The sequence below is a fragment of the Pseudomonas sp. AAC genome (assembly GCF_000725445.1).
GTDB classification, from domain to species: domain Bacteria; phylum Pseudomonadota; class Gammaproteobacteria; order Pseudomonadales; family Pseudomonadaceae; genus Pseudomonas; species Pseudomonas citronellolis.
The window spans coordinates 327,936-348,182 of sequence record NZ_KL647099.1 but is presented as its reverse complement, the minus strand read 5'-3'; the positions used below and the strand labels follow the sequence as shown (position 1 = coordinate 348,182).

The 20,247-nt window shown below is 65.0% G+C and carries 16 protein-coding genes and 1 pseudogene; 9 read left to right on the top strand and 8 right to left on the bottom strand.

The genetic code is table 11. The annotated features are described in order from the left end of the window. Nucleotides 1-136: 136 nt before the first annotated feature. Nucleotides 137-358 carry a hypothetical protein gene (locus FG99_RS32210; protein WP_141766225.1) on the bottom strand — a complete coding sequence of 74 codons (222 nt, stop codon included), beginning with the start codon at nucleotides 356-358 and terminating at the stop codon, nucleotides 137-139. Nucleotides 359-459: 101 nt separating this feature from the next. On the opposite strand from FG99_RS32210, the gene FG99_RS22870 reads away from it, so the two are divergent. Further along, nucleotides 460-2,310, top strand: coding sequence for a sigma-54-dependent Fis family transcriptional regulator (locus tag FG99_RS22870; RefSeq protein WP_043272452.1), 1,851 nt, complete (start codon nucleotides 460-462; stop codon nucleotides 2,308-2,310). A gap of 763 nt (nucleotides 2,311-3,073) precedes the next feature. Here FG99_RS22870 and FG99_RS22865 read toward each other — a convergent pair. Then, nucleotides 3,074-3,979 (bottom strand): annotated as a pseudogene (locus FG99_RS22865) (transporter). 331 nt (nucleotides 3,980-4,310) lie between these two features. On the opposite strand from FG99_RS22865, the gene tatA reads away from it, so the two are divergent. Continuing rightward, nucleotides 4,311-4,535 carry a twin-arginine translocase TatA/TatE family subunit gene (tatA, locus tag FG99_RS22860; protein WP_043272451.1) on the top strand — a complete coding sequence of 75 codons (225 nt, stop codon included), beginning with the start codon at nucleotides 4,311-4,313 and terminating at the stop codon, nucleotides 4,533-4,535. 551 nt (nucleotides 4,536-5,086) lie between these two features. On the opposite strand, the gene FG99_RS22855 is transcribed toward tatA, so the two are convergent. The 4 genes from FG99_RS22855 to FG99_RS22840 form a co-directional block, all read right to left on the bottom strand. Further along, nucleotides 5,087-6,328 carry an aspartate aminotransferase family protein gene (locus FG99_RS22855; RefSeq protein ID WP_043272450.1) on the bottom strand — a complete coding sequence of 414 codons (1,242 nt, stop codon included), beginning with the start codon at nucleotides 6,326-6,328 and terminating at the stop codon, nucleotides 5,087-5,089. A gap of 62 nt (nucleotides 6,329-6,390) precedes the next feature. Then, a complete protein-coding gene (locus FG99_RS22850; protein ID WP_043272449.1) occupies nucleotides 6,391-7,296 on the bottom strand; it encodes a LysR family transcriptional regulator in 906 nt (301 codons plus the stop codon). Nucleotides 7,297-7,352: 56 nt separating this feature from the next. After that, entirely contained in the window at nucleotides 7,353-7,889 is a 537-nt protein-coding gene (locus FG99_RS22845; RefSeq protein ID WP_043272448.1) for a 2,4'-dihydroxyacetophenone dioxygenase family protein, read from the bottom strand. 125 nt (nucleotides 7,890-8,014) lie between these two features. Beyond that, nucleotides 8,015-9,430 (bottom strand): amino acid permease, encoded by a 1,416-nt coding sequence (locus tag FG99_RS22840; RefSeq protein ID WP_043272447.1) that lies wholly within the window; start codon nucleotides 9,428-9,430, stop codon nucleotides 8,015-8,017. A 455-nt stretch (nucleotides 9,431-9,885) separates the two neighbouring features. Here FG99_RS22840 and FG99_RS31560 point away from each other — a divergent pair, with 455 nt between their 5' ends. The 7 genes from FG99_RS31560 to FG99_RS22810 all read left to right on the top strand — a co-directional run bounded on the left by FG99_RS31560 (nucleotide 9,886) and on the right by FG99_RS22810 (nucleotide 18,313). Then, nucleotides 9,886-10,137 carry a type II toxin-antitoxin system Phd/YefM family antitoxin gene (locus FG99_RS31560; protein WP_081884705.1) on the top strand — a complete coding sequence of 84 codons (252 nt, stop codon included), beginning with the start codon at nucleotides 9,886-9,888 and terminating at the stop codon, nucleotides 10,135-10,137. A gap of 9 nt (nucleotides 10,138-10,146) precedes the next feature. Next, complete coding sequence (locus tag FG99_RS22835; protein WP_043272446.1) at nucleotides 10,147-10,494, top strand: type II toxin-antitoxin system RelE/ParE family toxin; 348 nt, start codon at nucleotides 10,147-10,149, stop codon at nucleotides 10,492-10,494. 363 nt (nucleotides 10,495-10,857) lie between these two features. Continuing rightward, a complete protein-coding gene (locus tag FG99_RS22830) occupies nucleotides 10,858-11,463 on the top strand; it encodes a type IV toxin-antitoxin system AbiEi family antitoxin domain-containing protein (protein ID WP_043272445.1) in 606 nt (201 codons plus the stop codon). A 95-nt stretch (nucleotides 11,464-11,558) separates the two neighbouring features. Then, nucleotides 11,559-13,031: a DUF3375 domain-containing protein gene (locus tag FG99_RS22825; protein ID WP_009618251.1), complete on the top strand. Its 1,473-nt coding sequence runs from the start codon at nucleotides 11,559-11,561 to the stop codon at nucleotides 13,029-13,031. 31 nt (nucleotides 13,032-13,062) lie between these two features. Next, the gene (locus tag FG99_RS22820; RefSeq protein ID WP_043272444.1) at nucleotides 13,063-13,737 is read left to right on the top strand and encodes a DUF4194 domain-containing protein; all 675 of its coding nucleotides are present in this window, start codon (nucleotides 13,063-13,065) and stop codon (nucleotides 13,735-13,737) included. After that, nucleotides 13,734-17,111, top strand: coding sequence for an ATP-binding protein (locus FG99_RS22815; RefSeq protein WP_043272443.1), 3,378 nt, complete (start codon nucleotides 13,734-13,736; stop codon nucleotides 17,109-17,111). Before FG99_RS22820 ends, FG99_RS22815 begins: the two co-directional genes overlap by 4 nt. Further along, nucleotides 17,108-18,313, top strand: a complete 1,206-nt coding sequence (locus tag FG99_RS22810) for a DUF3322 domain-containing protein (RefSeq protein ID WP_043272442.1) — start codon at nucleotides 17,108-17,110, stop codon at nucleotides 18,311-18,313. The genes FG99_RS22815 and FG99_RS22810 overlap by 4 nt, the downstream gene beginning before the upstream one ends. 21 nt (nucleotides 18,314-18,334) lie before the next feature. On the opposite strand, the gene FG99_RS22805 is transcribed toward FG99_RS22810, so the two are convergent. Together FG99_RS22805 and FG99_RS22800 are read right to left on the bottom strand one after the other, a co-directional pair. Next, on the bottom strand, nucleotides 18,335-19,579 hold the full coding sequence (locus FG99_RS22805; protein WP_043272441.1) for a type II toxin-antitoxin system HipA family toxin: 1,245 nt from the start codon (nucleotides 19,577-19,579) through the stop codon (nucleotides 18,335-18,337). Then, nucleotides 19,579-19,989 carry a helix-turn-helix domain-containing protein gene (locus tag FG99_RS22800; RefSeq protein WP_009618242.1) on the bottom strand — a complete coding sequence of 137 codons (411 nt, stop codon included), beginning with the start codon at nucleotides 19,987-19,989 and terminating at the stop codon, nucleotides 19,579-19,581. Before FG99_RS22800 ends, FG99_RS22805 begins: the two co-directional genes overlap by 1 nt. Nucleotides 19,990-20,247: the final 258 nt, after the last annotated feature.

The window sequence follows — 20,247 nt, the reverse complement described above, 5'->3', positions numbered from 1 at the left end:
AACGGGCTGGGCGAAGGTCAGTCGCCGGGGCGGGCCGGGCGGCGCCGGGCAAGGGCGGGATGGGCTAGCGCACGGGCATGGCGGAAAGCGCGGAGGATGTTCATGTCGAAATCACCGGTTTCTTGTTATGGATTTTTCAGGTTGCAGGTGTTTCGGCATTAACAACTATCGTGCCAGCTGCGCTTTCTATAAAAATATCCTTTAAAAACAAATAGTTGTTATTTGATCGGAGGATTTCTGCGGCGCCTTTCGCGCTGGCGGCGCGGCGGCCGCGGAATTTTGTGCAGAGAAAAACGCGGCGCTGGAGAAAGCTCGACGGACGCGGCCAAAAGCGGGATTTCGTGCGGTTATCGTACATTTTGCGCTCGCCGCCCCTCCCCGTAAGACTGGAATCCGATTGACCGCCGTGGCCGGGCCGGCATACTCCCCAGACCAGCCTGCGTCTTCTTGAACTGCCTTATGACTATTACAAATCCGGGCAAACACGGGCGCGCGGTGGACGAAGAGTTCTTCCGGCACATGCTCAGCCGGCAGAAACGCCTGATCGTCGACCGCGCCTGCCAATTCGATCCACGGGGCCTGCCTTCTGCCGAGCAACTGGCCGAGACCGTGGCCTTTTCTCCCCAGGACGGCAGCATCTGGCTGTGCGGCCAGCGCATGATGCTGCTACAGGGCTCCGCCTTCGGCGCCATCCGCCGCGAACTGATCGAGGCCCAGGGGCTGGACAAGGCCCGCGGCCTGCTCACCCGCATCGGCTGGCAGGCCGGCGCGCGCGACGCGGCGCAGGTCAGCGAGCAGTGGCCCGAGGGCGACCACGCCAGCCTGTACAGCGCCGGGCCGCGCCTGCACATGCTCGAAGGGATGGTCAACGTCGAGCCGATCAACTTCGAGATCGACACCAGCATCGGCCACTTCTACTCCGAGTTCTTCTGGCACAACTCGCTGGAGGCCGACGAGCACATCGCCACCTACGGCCTGGGCAGCGAGCCCTCGTGCTGGATGGGCATCGGCTACGCCAGCGGCTATGCCTCGTCGCTGCTCGGGCGCCTGGTGGTGTTCCGCGAGGTGGAGTGCCGCGCCATGGGCCACCACGCCTGCCGCATCATCGGCAAGCCGGCGGAGGAATGGGACGACATCGACGCCGGCCTGGCCCACCTGGACGCCAGCGACTTCCTCGGCCGCAGCACCTACGGCAGCAGCCAGGCGACCACGGTCGCCACGCTGCCCAGCCCCGACGAAGACCAGCCGATGGTCGGCATCTCCGCCGCCTTCATGGCCGCCAGCCAACTGCTGCAGCGGGTGGCGCCGACCCAGGCGACGGTGCTGCTGACCGGGGAATCCGGCGTGGGCAAGGAACTCTTCGCCCGCACCCTGCACCAGGCCAGCAAGCGCAGCCAGGGGCCGCTGGTGGCGCTGAACTGCGCGACCCTGCCGGAGAACCTGGTGGAGGCCGAGCTGTTCGGCGTCGAGCGCGGGGCCTTCACCGGCGCCGAGCGCTCGCGGCCCGGGCGCTTCGAAAGGGCCAACGGCGGCACCCTGTTCCTCGACGAGATCGCCACCCTCAGCCTGGCCGCGCAGAGCAAGATCCTGCGCGTGCTGCAGGAGGGCGAGCTGGAGCGGGTCGGCGGCACCACGGCGATCCGCGTGGACGTGCGGGTGGTCGCGGCCACCAACCTCGACCTGCGCCGCGAGGTGGAGGCCGGGCGCTTCCGCGAGGACCTGTTCTACCGCCTGAACGTCTTCCCCATCCACCTGCCGCCGCTGCGCGAGCGCCGGGAAGACATCCCGCTGCTGATGAGCTACTTCCTGCGCAAGTTCAGCCTGCGCCACGGCCGGCAACTGGCGGGCTTCAGCACGCGCCTGGTCAACGCGCTGCTGACCTACCGCTTCCCGGGCAACATCCGCGAGCTGCAGAACCTCATCGAACGCGGCGTCATCGCCGCCGCCGATGGCGAGGTGATGGACGTCATCCACCTGGCCGAAGGCGGCGCCGCACCGATCGCCGCGCCCATAGGGCTGACGGCGGAAGGCCGGCTGTCCCGCCCCCTCGCCGAAGCCGGCGGCGAACCGCCCGCGCAGGCGCCAGCGACGCCCGAGGCAGCGCCCGGCAAGGCCGTGGAAGAACCCGAACTGGCCAGCCTGCTCGCCTTCGTCTCCGGCCGCAACCCGACCCTCGGCGTCTCCCTGGAAGACGTGGAAAGACGCCTGGTGCAAGTGGCGATGGAGCGCACCGGCGGCAACATCACCGCCGCCGCGCAGATGCTCGGCATGAGCCGCGCCCAGGTCAGCTACCGGTTGAAGGGGCGCTGAGGCGGGGGCCTGTAGCTGCGCATACCGTCGTAGGATGGGTTGAGCGAAGCAATACCCATCACCACGACCGCATGGGTATCGCAGGCTCAACCCATCCTACGGGGCGTCATGTTTACCGGAGCGGACCTTGTCCGCGATTCGCGCGCAGGGCGCGCTCCTACAGGGGAATGGCGTAGGCGGGGCGGCGTAGGAATCTCATCCGCGAATCGCGCCGATGGTTCCGGCTATCGCGGAGAAGCTCCGCTCCTAGCGCATGGGCGAGCATGGCTTTTCGTAGGATGGTGTTGAGCGAAGCGATACCCATCACCACGACCGCATGGGTATCGCAAAGCTCAACCCATCCTACGGGGCGTCATGTTTACCGTAGCGGGCCCTGCCCGCGAATCGCGCGCAGGGCGCGCTCCTACAGGGGAATGGCGTAAGCGGGGCAGCGTAGCGGATCTCATCCGAGAATCGCGCCGATGGTTCCGGCTATCGCGGAGAAGTTCCGCTCCTACCGCATGGGCGAGCATGGCTTTTCGTAGGATGGTGTTGAGCGAAGCGATACCCATCACCACGACCGCATGGGTATCGCAGGCTCAACCCATCCTACGGGGCGTCATGTTTACCGTAGCGGGCCCTGCCCGCGAATCGCGCGCAGGGCGCGCTCCTACAGGGGAATGGCGTAGGCGGGGCAGCGTAGGAGCGGATCTCATCCGCGAATCGCGCCGATGGTTCCGGCTATCGCGGAGAAGCTCCGCTCCTACGAAAAGCCCTCGGGCTTTTAGAGCGGCGTAGTGAACTTGAACCAGAACGTCTGCCCATCCGGCCGGTTGCGCACGCCCGTATCGTCCTGCCACTTGGCACTGAAGAACCAGCCATCCTTACTCGCGTACTGCACCGCCGGGCCGATGGAGAAGGTCCGCCCGCGGGAGTCCTCGACGGTATGGCCATCGAGCTTGTCGTCGCTGATCTGCTAATAGGCGTGGCCGCCGACGCCGAGCACCCAGCCGTTGCCCATGCCCCAGCCAAGGGTGTAGTCGGCGTGCAGCTCACGGCCGGACTGGTAGTCGGTGGCGCGGTTCTCGAAGTTGTAGTCGTGCATCAGGCGGATGTCGGCGTTGGGCCCCGCCGGGTCCACGTAGGTCATCGCCAGCACCGCCTGCACGGTGTAGTAGTGGGTGCCCAGGTTGATGATGTCGTCCTTGTCGTAGCTGCCGGTGGGCAGCACGAAGTCGACGCCGGTGGCCACGTGGAACTTCTCGCTCGGGTGGAAGCCGATCACCGGCCCCAGGTGGGCGTCGCCGATGCCGCGCTTGTGGTCGTGGGGGCCATTCTTGATGTTCAGGCGCATGTCGGTGAGCGGCAGCAGGGCGTGGAAGCCGAGGTCGCCGCCCAGCACCTTCTGCTCCGTCACCCAGACGAAACGCGGCACCAGGGTGGAAACGCGCAGGTCGATGTCGGCGGCCTTGTGGCCGCCGTTGTCGCGCAACGTATCGGCCAGGTAGTTGCCCGCGAACAGCTGGGCGTAGGTGCCAGGCGGTGGAAGGATGCCCATCCCGTAGATCTCGATGCCCATGGGCCAGGAGGAGGTGCCGCCCTCCGTGGCGAGGGCCGAGGTGGCGGCGCCGGCCAGGAGCATGGCGCAGGCGAGGCGGGATACGCGAAGGCGAACGGATTGATCGAACATGGGAGTGCCGGCCTTTTGTTGTTATCGGATTGGCGTGCGGCCACTTGCGTGCCGCGCCGGCGACCCCCAGTCAATTACCATGCCACGAGTTAAATACTTAAAAATCAATTAGTTATAAATATTCAGCGGACAAGCCAAGCGAATACTCTTAAGAAAATTCCACTCTTCGCGGAAAAGTCTCCAGCCCTGCCCTCCCGCCGTAGATCGGCCACTCGCACGATCCACGAAAAGTCCAGGTTATCTGTTGGATAGTGCCTTCTGCAGCAGAACCTACCCACCAAAAATGCAGGCGCCAATAACAACAACCGAACCGCGACCTGGAGACATGGTGATGGGCATATTCGACTGGAAACACTGGCTGGTCCTGCTGCTGGTGGCGCTGCTGGTATTCGGCAGCAAGCGGGTGAAGCACCTGGGCAGCGACCTGGGCGAAGCCATCAAGGGCTTCCGCCGCTCGGTCAACGCCGAAGACGAGCCGGCGGCGCAGAAGTTGGCCGGGGAAGAAGCCATCGCCGAGCCCCGGCGGCTGCAGGAAAGCGCCCGCCAGCAAGCCTGAAAGCCCACAACCTGTAGGAGCGGGCCCTGCCCGCGAAATCGCGCGCAGGGCGCGCTCCTACAGGGGGATGGCGTAGGTGGGGCAGCGTAGCGGATCTCATCCGCGAAGCGCGCCGATACATCCGGCTATCGCGGAGAAGCTCCGCTCCTACGGGAAAAACACCACGCATTCCCGCACGGGCCCTGCCCGCGATTTCGCGCGCAGGGCGCGCTCCTACAAGGGAATGGCGCAGGTGGGGCAGCGTAGGAGATCTCATCCGCGAAGCGCGCCGATACATCCGGCTATCGCGGAGAAGCTCCGCTCCTACGGGAAAAACACCACGCATTCCCGCACGGGCCCTGCCCGCGATTTCGCGCGCAGGGCGCGCTCCTACAAGGGAATGGCGTAGGTGGGGTAGCGTAGGAGCGGATCTCATCCGCGAAGCGCGCCGATACATCCGGCTATCGCGGAGAAGCTTCGCTCCTACGTTGCAGGCGAGCACGGCTTTTCGTAGGAGCGAGCTTGCTCGCGAACCGCATGGCACCGCGTTTGTTCGCGAGCGAGCTCGGCTCCTACAAGAGCACCTCGGCTAAACGCTCCACCGCCTGCTCGAACGCCGCCTTCATCTCCTCGACCACCGCATCGGTGTGGACGAAGGACAGGTACAGCCGGCCATAGGGCGAGGGCATCAGCAACAGACCCGCGCGGCGCAGTTCCAGGTGCAGCGCCTTGCTGAAGCCGGGATTGGCGATGCGCACAGCTTCGTCGAAATCCCGCGGCGCCCGCTCTGCCGGCCAGAGGCCGAAGACGTTGCCGTAGCCGCTGGTGGACAGGGGCATGCCATGTTCGCGGAACAGCCGCTCGATCCAGTTGCGAAGCACCTCGCCACGCGCCATCAGCGCGGCATAGTCGGCGTCTTCGAGCTGCGCCAGGGTCGCCTGCACGGCCGCGCAGGCCATGGGGTTGCCGCTGAAGGTACCGCCGCGCAGTACCCGGCCTTCCTCGAAGCCGGCCAGGATGTGCGCCTTGCCCAGCACCGCCGAGACCGGCACGCCGTTGCCGATGGCCTTGCCGACGCTGGCCAGGTCCGGGTCCAGCCCCTCGTACAGGCTGCTCAGCCCGGCGTGACGGCGAAAGCCCATCAGCACCTCGTCGCTGATCACCAGCGCGCCATGGGCGTGGGCCACGCGCTGCACGTGCGCCAGGTAGCCGGGCGCGGCCATGATGCAGCCGGCGTTGGCCAGCATGGGTTCGAGCAGTACGGCGGCGATGTCGTGGTGCTCGGCGAACAGCCGCTCGACGTCGTCGAAGTCGTTGTAGCGCAACAGCGTCATGCGCTCGCTCGCCGGGCGCTCGCCAGGGGCGAAGGTGGCTTCGGCGGAACCGACGTTGCCCAGGATCACCTCGTCGAACCAGCCGTCGAAGCCGGCGGCCATCTTGGCGATGCGCGGCCGGCCGGTGTAGGCGCGCGCCGCGCGGCAGGCCAGGTGCACCGCCTCGCTGCCGGAGTTGGTGAAGATCACCTTGTCGAGCGCGCCGCCGTGGCGCGCCAGGCAGTCGGCGGCGGCATGCTCGCGCACGTGGGCCCAGGACGGCGCGGCGGCATCCTGCAGGGCAGTGCCCACCGCCTCGATCACCGCCGGCTCGGAATGGCCGAGCAGCACCGCGCCGAAGCCCAGCGCGGTATCGATGTAGCGCCGCCCCTGGGCATCCCAGAGGTAGGCTCCCCTGCCCCGCTGGATGAACAGCTTCTCGCCGTCCAGGTCGGGAAGAATGCGCGCGGCGCTGGATACGTCACCCACCAGATGGGCCATGGTCTACTCCTGCATCGCGCCCGCCATGCGGGCGCCTCGTGAAAGGGTCGTAACGGCCTGGCCTAGGACAGGCTCCAGGGTGCCTCCCGCAGGCGCTGCTCGAGGAAGTCGCGGAAGACCTTGATCCTCGGGCTCAGGTGCTTGCGGTTGGCATAGATCAGGTACACCGGCTCGCGCAGGTCGCTGGGGTATTCCTCCAGCACCTGCACCAGGCGGCCGGCGCGGATGTCGGCGCCGATATGGAAGTCGGCCAGGCGCACGATGCCGGCGCCGGCCAGGGCCATGTCGCGCAGCAGGTCGCCCTGGGCGAAGGTCGCCGCGGGCGTCACCGGCACGTTCAGGCGCTCCGGGCCTGCGCGGAAGCTCCAGCGGTTCCACGGGCTGTCGAAGCTGAACTGGAAGCAGCGGTGGCGCAGCAACTCCTGCGGGTGGCGGGGCGTGCCGCAGCGCGCCAGGTAGGCCGGGGCGGCGCAGGTGATCCACTGCGTCTCGCCCAGGCGCCGGGTCACCCGGCTGGAGTCCGGCAGCACGCCGCTGTGGATGGCCAGGTCCAGGCCCTGCTCGAACTGGTCGACGTACTGCGCGCCGACCTGGATCTCCACCTGCAGCGCCGGGTAGCGGTCGAGGAATTCCGGCAGCCAGGGCGCGATCTGGTGCTTGGCGAAGGTGGTCATGGTGTGGATGCGCAGGGTGCCGCTGACCCGCGTCGGCAGCGCCTCGGCCAGCGAGTCCGCCTCGGCCATCGCCTCCACCACGGCGCGGGCGCTGCGCAGGTAGGCGGCGCCCTCCTCGGTCAGCGTCAGGCTCCGCGTGCCGCGCTGGAACAGGCGCACCTGCAGGCGATCCTCCAGGCGGCTGATCAGCTTGCTGACCGCCGAAGGCGTCATCTCGTGGGCGCGCGCCGCGGCGGAGAAATTGCCGTGCTCGACCGCCCAGATAAAGGCCAGCAGTTGCGAATAGTTGTCCATGTCCGGTCCTCGATGCGCCGTGGCGGCGAGCATAGCGCCCGCCGTGCCGGCCCGCTTCAGCGGATGAAGCGCTCGACGTAGTCCTCGCCCAGGCCGATGGACGCATAGTGCCGGCGCGCCGCCTCCAGCTTGGTGAAGACGTCCTCGTAGCCCACCGCCACGCCCTGCGGATCGACGTAGGTGTAGCCGCCCTGGACGTGGAACCAGGTGATCATTTCCTCGACGTCCTCGGGCACGAACAGGGTGTGGGTCTCGCCCGGCGGCTCGAAGGCGAAGGAGCCCTGCTCGGCGACCCAGTCGTGCTCCAGGTACCACCAGCGGCCCTTGAGCACCAGCGCGTGCACGCCGCCGGTGTGGCGATGGCGCGACAGCACGCCGCTCTGGCGCACGCGCAGCAGGTTGATGTAGTAGCCGCCGCTCACGCTCAGCAGCAGCGGCTTGAAGGAGACGCTGGCGGTCACCGGGACCCACAGCTGGTCGTCCTCCAGCCACTGGTCCAGCACGCCGGGCAGGACCATGTCCGGCGCCATGAACGGCACCTGCGGCAGTTGGTAGGGAATCGCCAGTTCGTCCGGCTTCATCGCGATGCTCATCGATCACTCTCTATCAGGCAGTTGGGGAAGGCCACGGCGGGCTCGGCGAACCGCGCCACGGGCAGGTTAGGTGGGCGCCGGCGGCGGAAAAACCGGGCCGCCGGCACAGGCGTTGTGAAGTGGCGTCACAGCGCCGCCAGTTCGCCGAAGCCGCCCTGCGCGCGCTGCGCGGAGAGCTGCGGCTGGCGCTTCTGCAGGTACAGGCCGATGCCCGCCAGCACGGCGCTCAGGCCCAGGGTGGTGAGCAGCTCGCCGCGGTGGCCGGGGAACACCGACATGATCGCCAGGATGCCGACGATCAGCGCGATGGTCGCCAGGGTCAGCCAGGGGAAGGCCCACATCTCCACCGCCAGGGGCTCGCCGCTGGCGCGCAGCTTGCGGCGCATGCACAGCTGGGTGATGGCGATCACCAGGTACATCAGCAGGGCGATGGCGCCGCTGGAGGCGAGCAGGAAGTCGAACACCTCCTTGGGCAGCAGGTAGTTCGCGCCCAGCGCCAGCAGGGCCACGCCGGCGGTGCTCAGCACCGCGCCCAGCGGCACGCCGCGGCGGTTGGTGCGGCCCCAGGCGCGCGGCGCATCGCCGCGATAGGCCAGCGAGTAGGCCATGCGCGAGGCGGTGTAGATCGCCGAGTTCAGGCAACTGCTCACCGCCACCAGCACCACCACGCTCATGATCTGCGGCGCGTAGGGAATGTTCATCGCCGCCAGCACCGACTGGTAGGAACCCTGCGCCAGCCCCGGGGCGTTCCACGGCACCAGGCACACCACCACCAGCATCGAGCCGAGGTAGAACAGGCCCAGGCGCCAGACCACCGCGCGGATCGCCTTGCGGATGTTGGCGCGCGGCTCCCTGGTCTCGGCGGCGGCGATGGTCACGATCTCGCTGCCCTGGAAGCTGAACATCGCCGTGAGCATGGCCGCCACCACCGACACCGGGCCCTTGGGCATGAAACCGCCGTCGGCATACAGATGCTGCACACCGGAAGTGGAAGAACCCGGCAGCAAGCCGAAGATCGCCAGCACGCCGAGGACGATGAAGCCGACGATGGAAACCACCTTGAATAACGCCAGCCAGTACTCCAGCTCGCCGAAGTTGCCGACGCTCAGGCAGTTGCACAGCGTCAGCGCCAGGGTGATGCCCAGCGCCGCCACCCAGGGCGCCACGCCCAGCCAGGGCGCGAGGATGTTGCCGGCGACTATGGCCTCGATGCTGATCACCAGCACGTAGAACCACCAGTACAGCCAGCCGATGGAAAACCCGGCCCAGCGCCCCATGGCCTGGTCGGCATAGGACGAGAAGGAACCGGTGTCCGGCCGCGCGGTGGCCATCTCGCCGAGCATCTGCATCACCAGCACGACGATGACCGCAGCCAGCAGATAGGCCAGCAGCACCGCCGGCCCGGCGGTGGCGATGGCATTGGAGGAACCGACGAAAAGCCCGGCGCCGATCACGCCGCCGATGGAAATCATGGTCACCTGGCGGCTCTTCAGGCCATGGCCCAGGCGGTTCTTGGGTGGATTATCAGGCGTCGCGTTCATCGACAGCACCTCGGCACGCAGGAATTGTTCTTGTGATTGTCCAGGGCCTCACGGGCCCTGGTCTGCGCAGGGTAGGGAGCCGGGGGCGGGGTGATAATCCCCGTTGGTGGCATAGGGGCTGTGAACTGGGTTCACAGCTAGGGATGAGGGATAGCCGAAGGACTCGGTGCAGTCGGAACCGCGCTGCTCATTGAAGCAATCGCCATTTGGGTAGTGATGCGCGATTCAACCCGCTCATAGGCTGAACGTCACAGTGTCGGCAGAGGCAAAAAAGCGTCCGCAGACGGTTCAAATTCGGTCCGAATTCAGGCTACGATACGAAACCGATCGGCAGGTTCAACTGTCGACGTGTGAATCCCATCGGTTGCCTGGATATGGAGCCTGGTGGAGTTCGAACACCGTAGAACCTGAGTTCCAGGCCTTGAGTGTTCCCACAGCAATGGAGGTACCGACTCATGCGAGTCGAGACAATTAGTTATTTGAAACGCCATGCGGCCGACCTGGATTTATCCGAGCCAATGGTCGTCACACAGAACGGTGTTCCTGCCTACGTGATTGAGTCATATGCAGAACGAAAGCAACGTGACGAAGCAATTGCGTTGGTGAAGCTGCTTGCGATCGGCTCTCGTCAATACGCAGAAGGCAAACATCGCTCTGTAGATGATCTGAAAGCTCGTCTTTCCAGGAGGTTCGATCAACCAGAATAAGGAGGTTCGATGTCCAAGGTCGTCATCCGTCTCACCGATACCGCAGAACAAAGCATCGAAGACCAAGTACACCACTTGGCTCAATTCCAAGGTTCGCAGGCTGCACTCCAGTCAGTGCTGAGCCTTTTGGATGAGATTGAAGAGAAGATTTCTCTTACACCCCAAGGTTACCCAATCAGCCAGCAGGCAAGCCTTTTGGGGGTGTTGAACTATCGCGAACTCAATACCGGCCCTTATCGCGTCTTTTACGAACTACACGAAGAGCAAGGCGAGGTCGCGGTTATCCTGGTCTTACGCCAGAAGCAGAGTGTGGAACAGCAATTGATTCGCTACTGCTTGGTGGGGCCTATCGGGTGATGGCTCTCTGCGCCCGAGTGCGTATGAGCAAGTATGCCTCGACACTTTTTCGACACCTTCCCGCCCCCAAAAAAGCAAAACCCCCGAAACGCTAGGCATTTCAGGGGCTTGGCAGGGTGTTCTGGAGCGGGCGAAGGGAACATCACGCCGCACTCATATCGTTGATTGATAACGGGTTTATTCCGTTGGCGCTACGGAATCAGGCCAGATCATGTACCGGTCGAACCGCATCGGCAACCAGATCCTGTCCGCATTTGTCTGCGGACATTCGCGATCAGTCATCAACGCGCGCTCCAGGCAGGCGAGTTTCATTCTATCGTTTGATGTATAAGATCAACGAAATCAAGGAACACCTTTGGGACGATGGAAAGATCCTCACATGCCCAGCGCGCTCTTGCCCTGCTCCACAAGCAGGGCTTCCTGCGCACCAGCGACTTGGACACCATCGGCGCGCCGCGGGTGGTGCTGACACGTCTGTCTACTTCCGGGCAGTTGGAGCGTGTCGGGCGCGGCCTCTACCGTTTGCCAGGCACCCCCATGTCCGAGCACGAGGACCTTGCCACGATTGCAGTCAAGGTTCCCAAAGCCGTGTTCTGCTTGCTGACGGCACTCCAGTTCCACGAACTGACCACGCAACTGCCTCGCCAGGTTTGGATTGCCATGCCTCGCGGCAGCCACACCCCACGTATCGAGCAGCCGCCGATCAAGATGGTGCAGATGGCGGGTGATGCCTATGCCTCGGGCATTGATGAGCACGAACGCGACGGCGCCAGACTGCGGATCTACAGTGCCGCAAAAACCGTGGCGGACTGCTTCAAGCACCGCAACCAGATCGGCCTGGACGTGGCCATTGAGGCAGCTGCCTGGAGGACACGCAAGGCTTCAGCCGATGACCTATGGCGCCATGCCAAGGTCTGTCGGGTCGCAAATGTCATGCGTCCTTACCTGGAGGCGGTTTCGCATGAGTGACCACGCTGCCTTGATTCACGCTTGCCGGGCGAGCCGATCCGTAAATTCGGATCGAGACGTCGTTGTCAACGAACGGCTCGAATAGGCAGCCCATCATGGCACTGGACCACCTCACGCTCACGACATACCGCGATCGGCATCCTGCATGGCGATTGCTCGCCTCGCCACATGCGCCATTGGTAGCAAGCTTCCTGTACCGGGTGTTCGTTGCACCGAACGTGCGGCTGACGAGCGAAGCGGATCTGGCCGAAATGCTGGAAGACGAGTTGTTTGCCCTGCGCGAACAGCTCGGTGCCGAGGCGTATCCGAAAGCCGCAACCGAATACCTGAATGACTGGTGCGCGCCGGACAAGGGCTGGCTGCGCAAATTCTACAAGCCCGGCACCGACGAGGCCCAGTTCGATCTCACCCCTGCCACGGAAAAGGCCATCGCCTGGCTGGTGTCGCTGACCGAACGGCCTTTCGTCGGTACCGAATCGCGCCTGCTGACCTTGTTCGCGCTGCTGGAGCAGATCAGCACCGGAAGCGAGGCCGATCCAGCCAAGCGCCTGGAGGAACTGCGCCGCAAGCGCGATGAGATCGACGCCGAGATTGGCCGCGTCCTGTCCGGCGATGTGCCGCTCATGGATGACACGGCCATCAAGGATCGCTTCCTGCAATTCCAGCAGTTGGCGCGCGAACTGCTGAGCGATTTTCGCCAGGTGGAACACAACTTCCGCCAACTCGACCGCAGCGTCCGCGAGAAGATCGCGTTGTGGGACGGGAGCAAGGGGGCGCTGCTCGACGAGGTCATGGGCGAGCGCGACGCCATCGGGGATTCCGACCAGGGGCGCAGCTTCCGTGCATTCTGGGACTTCCTGATGTCCAGCCGTCGCCAGGAAGAACTGTCCGCACGGCTCGACCAGATCCTCGGCCTGCCCGCCGTGGTTGCGCTCAAGCCGGAGCCGCGCACCCGCCGGGTGCACCACGATTGGCTGGAAGCGGGCGAACATACCCAACGCACGGTAGCGCAGTTGTCGCAACAACTGCGCCGCTTCCTGGATGACCGGGCCTTCCAGGAAAACCGCCGCATCCTCGAACTCTTGCACGGCATCGAAACCAAGGCGCTGGCCTTGCGCGACATGCCTCCGGCCGGCGACGTGATACGCCTCGACGAGATGGGCGCGGACATCGCCTTGCCGCAGGAACGCCCCCTGTTCGCGCTTCATGCCAAGCCACGCCTGGCGGAACTGGTCCTTGAGGACGGTGACGACGACATCGACACCGCACGCCTGTTCGACCAGCACGTCGTGGACAAGACCCGCCTGCGTCAGGCCCTGCGGCAGGCATTGCGGCAGCAGTCGCAGATCAGCTTGCGCGCGTTGCTGGAGACGCAGCCGCTGCAACAGGGATTGGCCGAGCTGGTGACCTGGCTGGAACTGGCGCACGCGGGCAGCCGCGGGCTGGATGGCCTCAGGGCCACGGTGGATGACGATGTGCAGGAGATCGTCGAATGGGCCATGCAGGACAGCGATGGCTCAACGGTACGACGGCGGGCGCGAATGCCCCGCGTTATTTTTGCGCGTTGAATGCAAGCTGCGACGGATAGAGCAAAGAGCCATGAACGACATGCACCAGGATGATCCAGAAGGCAGTACCGAGTCCCGCCCGCCCGTTGTCGCGGAACTCTCGCAACTGATGGTGCATTTGCTCAAAGGCGTGTTGTACCTTCAGGACGACGAGCGCCTGTGGGCCAGCCTGCTGAGCCTGCAAGCGCGGGTGCGGGAGCAGGCGGCGGTGCTGTTGCTGGATCTGGTACTGGACGAAGCCGAGGGTTACGCCTTCCTCAAAAGTCAGCCGGAGCCGGAGCATGCGGACGCCACACCCCGTCCGCCACGCCTGATCGCGCGACGGCCGCTGTCCTACCCGGTCAGCCTGATGCTGGCCTTGCTGCGCAAGCGCATGGCCGAATCCGACGCCAGCGGCGGCGATACCCGGCTGGTGCTGTCGCGCGAGGAGATCGCCGAATTGATGCGCGTGTTCCTGCCGGACGGCACCAACGAGGCGCGCCTCATCGACCAAGTGGATTCGACCATCACCAAGGTGGTGGAACTGGGTTATCTGCGCAAGCTCAAGCCCGCTGCTGGCGCAGCTCAGCAGGCAACTCGCTACGAGGTACGGCGCATCCTCAAGGCGTTCGTCGATGCACAGTGGCTGGCCGACTTCGATGCACGCCTGGAGGGCTATCGCACCGCATTGTCAGGTGCCGATCGCGACAAGGAAGCCGGCCGATGAACGATTTTTCGCCACAGGAGCTCGATTTCGTGGCCGACGACAGCCGCGTCGGCTTTCGCCTGCAGCGGCTGGAAGTCCTGAACTGGGGCACATTCGACCGGCGTGTCTGGCGCTATGAACTCGATGGGCGCAACGGCCTGCTGACTGGCGACATCGGTTCGGGCAAATCCACCCTGGTCGATGCCGTCACCACGCTGCTGGTGCCGGCGCAACGCATCGCCTACAACAAGGCTGCAGGCGCCGAGACGCGTGAACGATCACTGCGGTCCTACGTGCTGGGCCACTACAAGAGCGAGCGCAACGAAACCACCGGCAGCACCCGCCCGGTGGCGCTACGCGACACCACCAGCTACAGCGTGATCCTGGGTGTATTCCGCAACGAAGGCTACGGCCAGGCGGTCACACTGGCGCAAGTCTTCTGGTTTCGCGAACCACAGGGCCAGCCTGCGCGCTTGTTCGTGGCTGTAGAGCGGGAACTGTCCATCACCGAGCACTTTTCCGGATTCGGCAGCGACATCAACGGCCTGCGCAAGAAGTTACGCGCGATGGGCTGCGAACTGAACGACAGCTTCCCGCCCTACGGCGCCTGGTTCCGCCGCCGCTTCGGCATCGAGCACGAGCAGGCACTGGAACTGTTCCATCAGACGGTTTCCATGAAATCGGTTGGCAATCTGACCGATTTCGTGCGCAGCCACATGCTCGAACCGTTCGACGTAGGGCGCCGCATCGAGGCACTGCTCGGCCATTTCGATGACCTCGACCGCGCCCACCAGTCGGTACTCAAGGCCAAGCGCCAGATCGAGTTGTTGGCTCCGCTGGTGGAGGATGGCCTTCGCCACGGGCAAATCACCGGCGAGATCCAGGCGCTGCGCCAAGGACGCGATGCATTACGCCCGTACTTTGCCGGTTTGAAGGCAGCATTGCTGGAGAGGCGCCTGGAATTGTTGACTCAGGATGCGACGCGCTGGGATGCCCGCATCAAGCAATTGGGAGAGCAACGAGACAACGCCCGAATCGAGCAGGGGAAACTCGAAGGCGCACTGCGCGAGAACGGCGGCGACCGGCTGCAACAACTCGCTGCCGCCATTCAGCAGCAGGAGGCCGAGAAACAGCAACGGCAGGAGAAAGCCGACGCGTACACCACGCTATTGACGTGCATTGGCGAAGCAGCGCCGGGAGACGAAGCTGCTTTCATGACACAAAGATCCACCATCGGAGAACACGCCGAAGCGCTGCGTACAAGCATTGCGGACCACGATACGCAGATCAATGAAGACGGCTATGCGCTGCGGCGGGGTCAGGAAGAACACAAAGCGCTCAGCGACGAGATCGACAGCCTTGCGCGTCGCAAGAGCAATATCGACGCGGCCCAAGTGCGTATCCGCGAGGCATTGTGCACCGCCCTGTCCATCGCAGAGGAAGACCTGCCCTTTGCCGGTGAACTGATCCAGGTGCGCGAGGACGAACGCGACTGGGAGGGCGCGGCCGAACGCCTGCTGCATGGCTTCGGCCTGTCCCTGCTGGTGCCGGATGTGCACTACAAGGACGTGGCCGATTGGGTGGAACGCCAGCACCTTGGCACGCGTCTGGTGTACTTCCACGTGCGTGCGCGCAAGTCCACGCAGGCCGTCAGCCTGCCCCCCCAGTCGCTGGTGCGCAAGCTGCTCATCAAGCCCGACACGCAGCACTACGATTGGCTGGAACGCGAACTGCACCACCGCTTCGACCTGGCCTGCTGCGACAACACCGAGCAGTTCCGCCGCGAGACCCGCGCCATCACCCGCGCCGGACAGATCAAGGACCCGAGCGGACGCCACGAAAAGGACGACCGCCGCCGCATCGACGACCGCAGCCGCTACGTGCTGGGCTGGAGCAACGCCGACAAGCTGCGCATCTTGCGCGACGAACGCGAGGGCTTGGAACAGCAACTGGGCGACATCGGTCTGCGCATTGCCAACACACAGCGATTGCGCGGGCAATGCCAGGCGCAACTGGAGGCCTTGGCCAAGCTCGAAGTCTTCACCCGCTACAGCGAAATCGACTGGCAGGCACCGGCACGCGAGATTGCCCGGCTGACCGAGGAACGCGACCGCCTCAAGGCGGCCTCCGATACCCTGCGGGAACTGGAAAGCCAACTGGCGCAGGTCGTTGAGCGCCTGAAGGAGATCGAAGACGATCTTGGCGAAGCACAAGGCAAACGCGGAGAAATCCGCAGCAAACACGAAACTGCCCAGGCACAGCATGCGCAGGCTCTCGAAATCCAGACGCAAGCCGCACTCGACGACATGTTGCTGCAATCTCTTGAGGGCTGGCGCGCCGAAGTCCTGGGCGACCACCAGCTCACGGTGGAATCCTGCGACAACCGCGAACAGGACGTGCGCAATGGCTTGCAGGCGCGCATCGATGCCGAAGACAAGCGTCTCTCACGCTTGACCGAACGCATCATCAACGCCATGCGCGGTTTCAAGGAGGCCTTCAAGGCAGAGACCGCCGAGATCGACATCAGCCTGGCCGCGCTGCCCGAGTTCGAGCGACTGATGAAGGATTTGCAGCACGACGACCTGCCGCGCTTCGAAGCGCGTTTCAAGGAACTGCTCAACGTCAATACCATCAACGAGATCGCCAACTTCAATGCCCAGCTCGCGCGCGAGCGGGAAACGATCAAGGAGCGGGTCGATGTCATCAACCAATCCTTGCAGGTGATCGACTACAACCCCGGACGCTACATCCGGCTGCTGGCGCAACCCAGCCCCGATGCGGAGATCCGCGACTTCCTGCAGGATCTGCGTGCCTGCACCGAAGGCGCGCTGAGCGGCTCGGAAGACGAACAGTATTCCGAGACCAAGTTCCTGCAGGTCAAAGCCATCATCGACCGCTTCCGGGGGCGTGAGGGACTGGCCGAGATCGACCGGCGCTGGATGCAGAAGGTGACCGACGTGCGCAACGGCTTCCTGTTTTCCGCCAGCGAGCGCTGGCGCGAGGACGATGCCGAGCACGAACACTACTCCGACTCCGGCGGCAAATCCGGCGGGCAGAAGGAGAAGCTGGCCTATACCGTGCTGGCCGCCAGCCTGGCCTACCAGTTCGGCCTGGAATGGGGGGCGGTGCGCTCTCGCTCGTTCCGTTTTGTCGTGATCGACGAAGCCTTCGGGCGCGGCTCGGATGAATCGGCCCAGTATGGGCTGGAACTGTTCCGCCAGCTCAACCTGCAACTGCTGATCATCACGCCGCTGCAGAAGATCCACATCATCGAGCCATACGTGTCCAGCGTCGGCTTCGTGCACAACGAAGGCGGCCGTGAGTCGCGGCTGCGCAGCCTGAGCATCGAGGAATACCGGGCACAGAAGGCTGCCGCCAGGGGCGGCGCTGTATGACATGGAGCCAGCCCGCCGACCTTCGCGCGCAGATCGAACGGCTGTGGCAGCGCGGCGAGTTGCTGCGTGCCGTGGTCGGCGACGGCACGCTGGGCTGGCCGTTGCGTCTGTCGCTGAAATCGCCGTCCGCCGCCGATCTCAGCAACCGTTTCGATGCCGTGCGCGGCTGGGTGCGCGACATCAGCGCCATGCCACTCGTGCGCATCGAATGGCGCGAGTGGACGCACCGGGTGCAGGGACGGCAGCGCCTGCCGGATACGCTCTGGATCGATACACTGGAAGACGCGCTGGCGATGATCGGTAAGACCGGCGATACCCACCGATTCCAGGCGCTCTGGCAGCAAACTGCCGAAGCGCAACCCGCACTGCTGCCGTGGCTGCACAGAGCACCGTTGCAGACCTTGGCACTGGCCGAACACTGGCCGCGCCTGCTGGCCGTGGTGGCCTGGGTGCAAACCCATCCGCGCCCCGGCGTCTATCTTCGGCAGGTCGATGCTCCGGGCGTGGACAGCAAGTTCATTGAAGCGCATCGCGGTACGCTGGCTCAGTGGCTGGACCTGGCCTTGCCGACTGAAGCCATTGAGCCTGCTGCAACCGGGATGACCGGGTTTGCCCGTCGCTACGGCTTTCTGGAAAAGCCCGTTCGCATCCGCCTGCGCTTGCTCGATCCGCAACTGCCCCAACTTCCCGGCTGCACCGGCCTGACCGACATCACCCTGGATGAGGACAGCTTCGCCGCGCTCGCACTGCCTGCGCAGCGTGTCTTCATCACCGAAAACGAGGTGAACTTCCTGGCCTTTCCGCCGGTGTCCGGTGCCATCGTCGTGTTCGGTGCTGGCTATGGCTGGGGAGCGCTCGCCCGGGCCGACTGGCTGCATCGCGCCTCTCTGCACTATTGGGGAGACATCGATACCCATGGCTTTGCCATTCTGGACAGCCTGCGCAAGTATTTCCCGCTGGCCGCTTCGTTTCTCATGGACCGCTCCACCCTGATGGCCCACGCACTTCAATGGGGTGAGGAGCCCCTCGACAAACGCCATACGTTGCCCTTGTCCCGACTGGTCGATGATGAACCCGCTCTCTACGACGACTTGCGCGGTGATCGAATCCGGCCACAACTGCGGCTGGAACAGGAACGCATCGGCTATCGCTGGCTGTGCGCGGCGTTGGTCGCAACAGTCCGGGACGATTTCCGGCCGTAGCGGCATTTCCTGCCGGCGTTGTCAGGGCGTGGTCGATTCGACGAACGCCGGCTCGAAGTCCAGCAGGTCGGTGCCGCGCATGCCCAAGCCCCGGGCCACCGCGCGCCAGCCCGCCACGGCCTGGGCCACCTCGTTCCAGATCGCTCCCGCTTGCGCTGGATCCAGCCTGAAATACGGCGCCGCGGCCATCAGCATGTCCCGACTATCGATGACGCCCGCATCCTCGGTCAGCCAGGTCTTGCTCTCCCGACGGTCGCCCGGCATCGGGTTCAGGTCGAAGGCCGGCGACAGGCGCCAGCCGCGCTGGCGCGCGTCGTACAGGAAGCCGGTGTTGCGCAGGTGGTCGTCGGTGTTGCAGATCAGGAAATTGAAGACCAGCCGGCGCCACAGCTCATGGATGTCGGCAATCGGATCGGCGCCGGTCTGGAGCAGCACATCCACCAGTTCGGTGTAGGCATGCGTCGCGTCTCGGCCATCGGACTGGAGCATCGTCGCGGCCGACACGTAGGGGATGCGAGCGCCGTCGTCGGTGCGGTCGAAACGCCGGATGACGGCGACCGCCGTGCCGCCGATCACTTCCACGCGCACCGGCGCCACGCGGATGCCGGCCTCGTCCGCCAGTTGCATGGCCAGCACTTCGCCCCGGATCACGTCGCGCCGATCCGCCTGGCTGGGAAATTTGCCGACCGCCAGGCGTCCATCGGTATCGCGCACCGTGGACTTGGGCCTGGCACCACCCAGCGAGGTGCCTTGCCCCAGCAGGTAGCGCAGGTCCTGCACGCTTTCCGTTCCGTCTTCCAGGGCGCGGGCCGCGTGGAGCACCTTGTCCAGTTCCACCAGGGGCGGTACACGCCGATTCGCTCCTCCGGCGCGCAGGTAGGCGCCAGATTGCGGATCGAACAGGCGCAGCGCGCCGATGCGCGCCTCGTCATCCACCCACATCACGAAGTCCACCGGGTCCAGGGCGGGCGTGTCGCGGTCTTCCTGCCGCAGCTTCGCATGGGCGCGCCGGATCACGCGCTCGCCCCAGGCGTCGGGCGCGGTGTCCTCCAGCGCGAGGAAGAACACCTGCCGGGGGTGCTGCACGCCGGCCACCGGCTGGAGATCGGGCGACAGCGTGAAGAAACGGGCATCCCGCAGCCAGCCTTCGTCGTAGCTGAACGCGCTGCGCCGGCCGCTGCCCAGATGTAGGCGCCCCACGACCAGGCCGCTCGCCCCCAGGTGGACTTCGAGGTCCGGACGTCGTGTGGGCCGAGGCGCTGCCATCAGAATCCCTTCAGGTCATCGGCCGGCGCGGGCACATCGCCTTTGTCGACGACGGGGGCTGCCTGCCGCTTCCTGCCGGCAGAGGTGCGTACCCGCTGCGGCAGTTGCTCCCGCACCAGTTCCATGCCGAGCGCGTCGTTCTCCAGGGTCATCGCCTGGGTCAGTTCATCGAGCCGGCCCAGCACGTGCAGCGCGCGCAGGAAGGTGTGCAGCGCGGTGCCGGGATAGCCATCTTCCATGCGCCTGACGGTGCTCAGGGACGTGCCGATGCGTTGAGCAAGGTCTTCCTGGCTCAGGCGGCGCATGCGCCGCGCCGCCGAGATGTCCTGCCCTAGGCGGCGCAATGCGCGCGCGACAGGCTGCGGCATCGCCACCTGCGCGCCAGAACGCTTTTGCTCGGAAGAAGACATCTTTTACGGCCTCAAATATGAGCTTATTTACCAAATAATCGTTCATATTTGAACGCAAAAATGGAGGGCGGTCAATCCAGCCCATGCCTGCCCCTTGCAGTTCCGGTGACCGCGCTGTTCCATTGCGAGCGGTCCTGTTCGGGGGAGGTAACAACGGGCTGCCAGCACCATTTGAAATCCGACGGGTGATCTCGCCTCTTCACCGCTCGATTGCGTTGCAGGAGCCACCAAACGGCTCTTTCGCACGCGTGCGAGAAA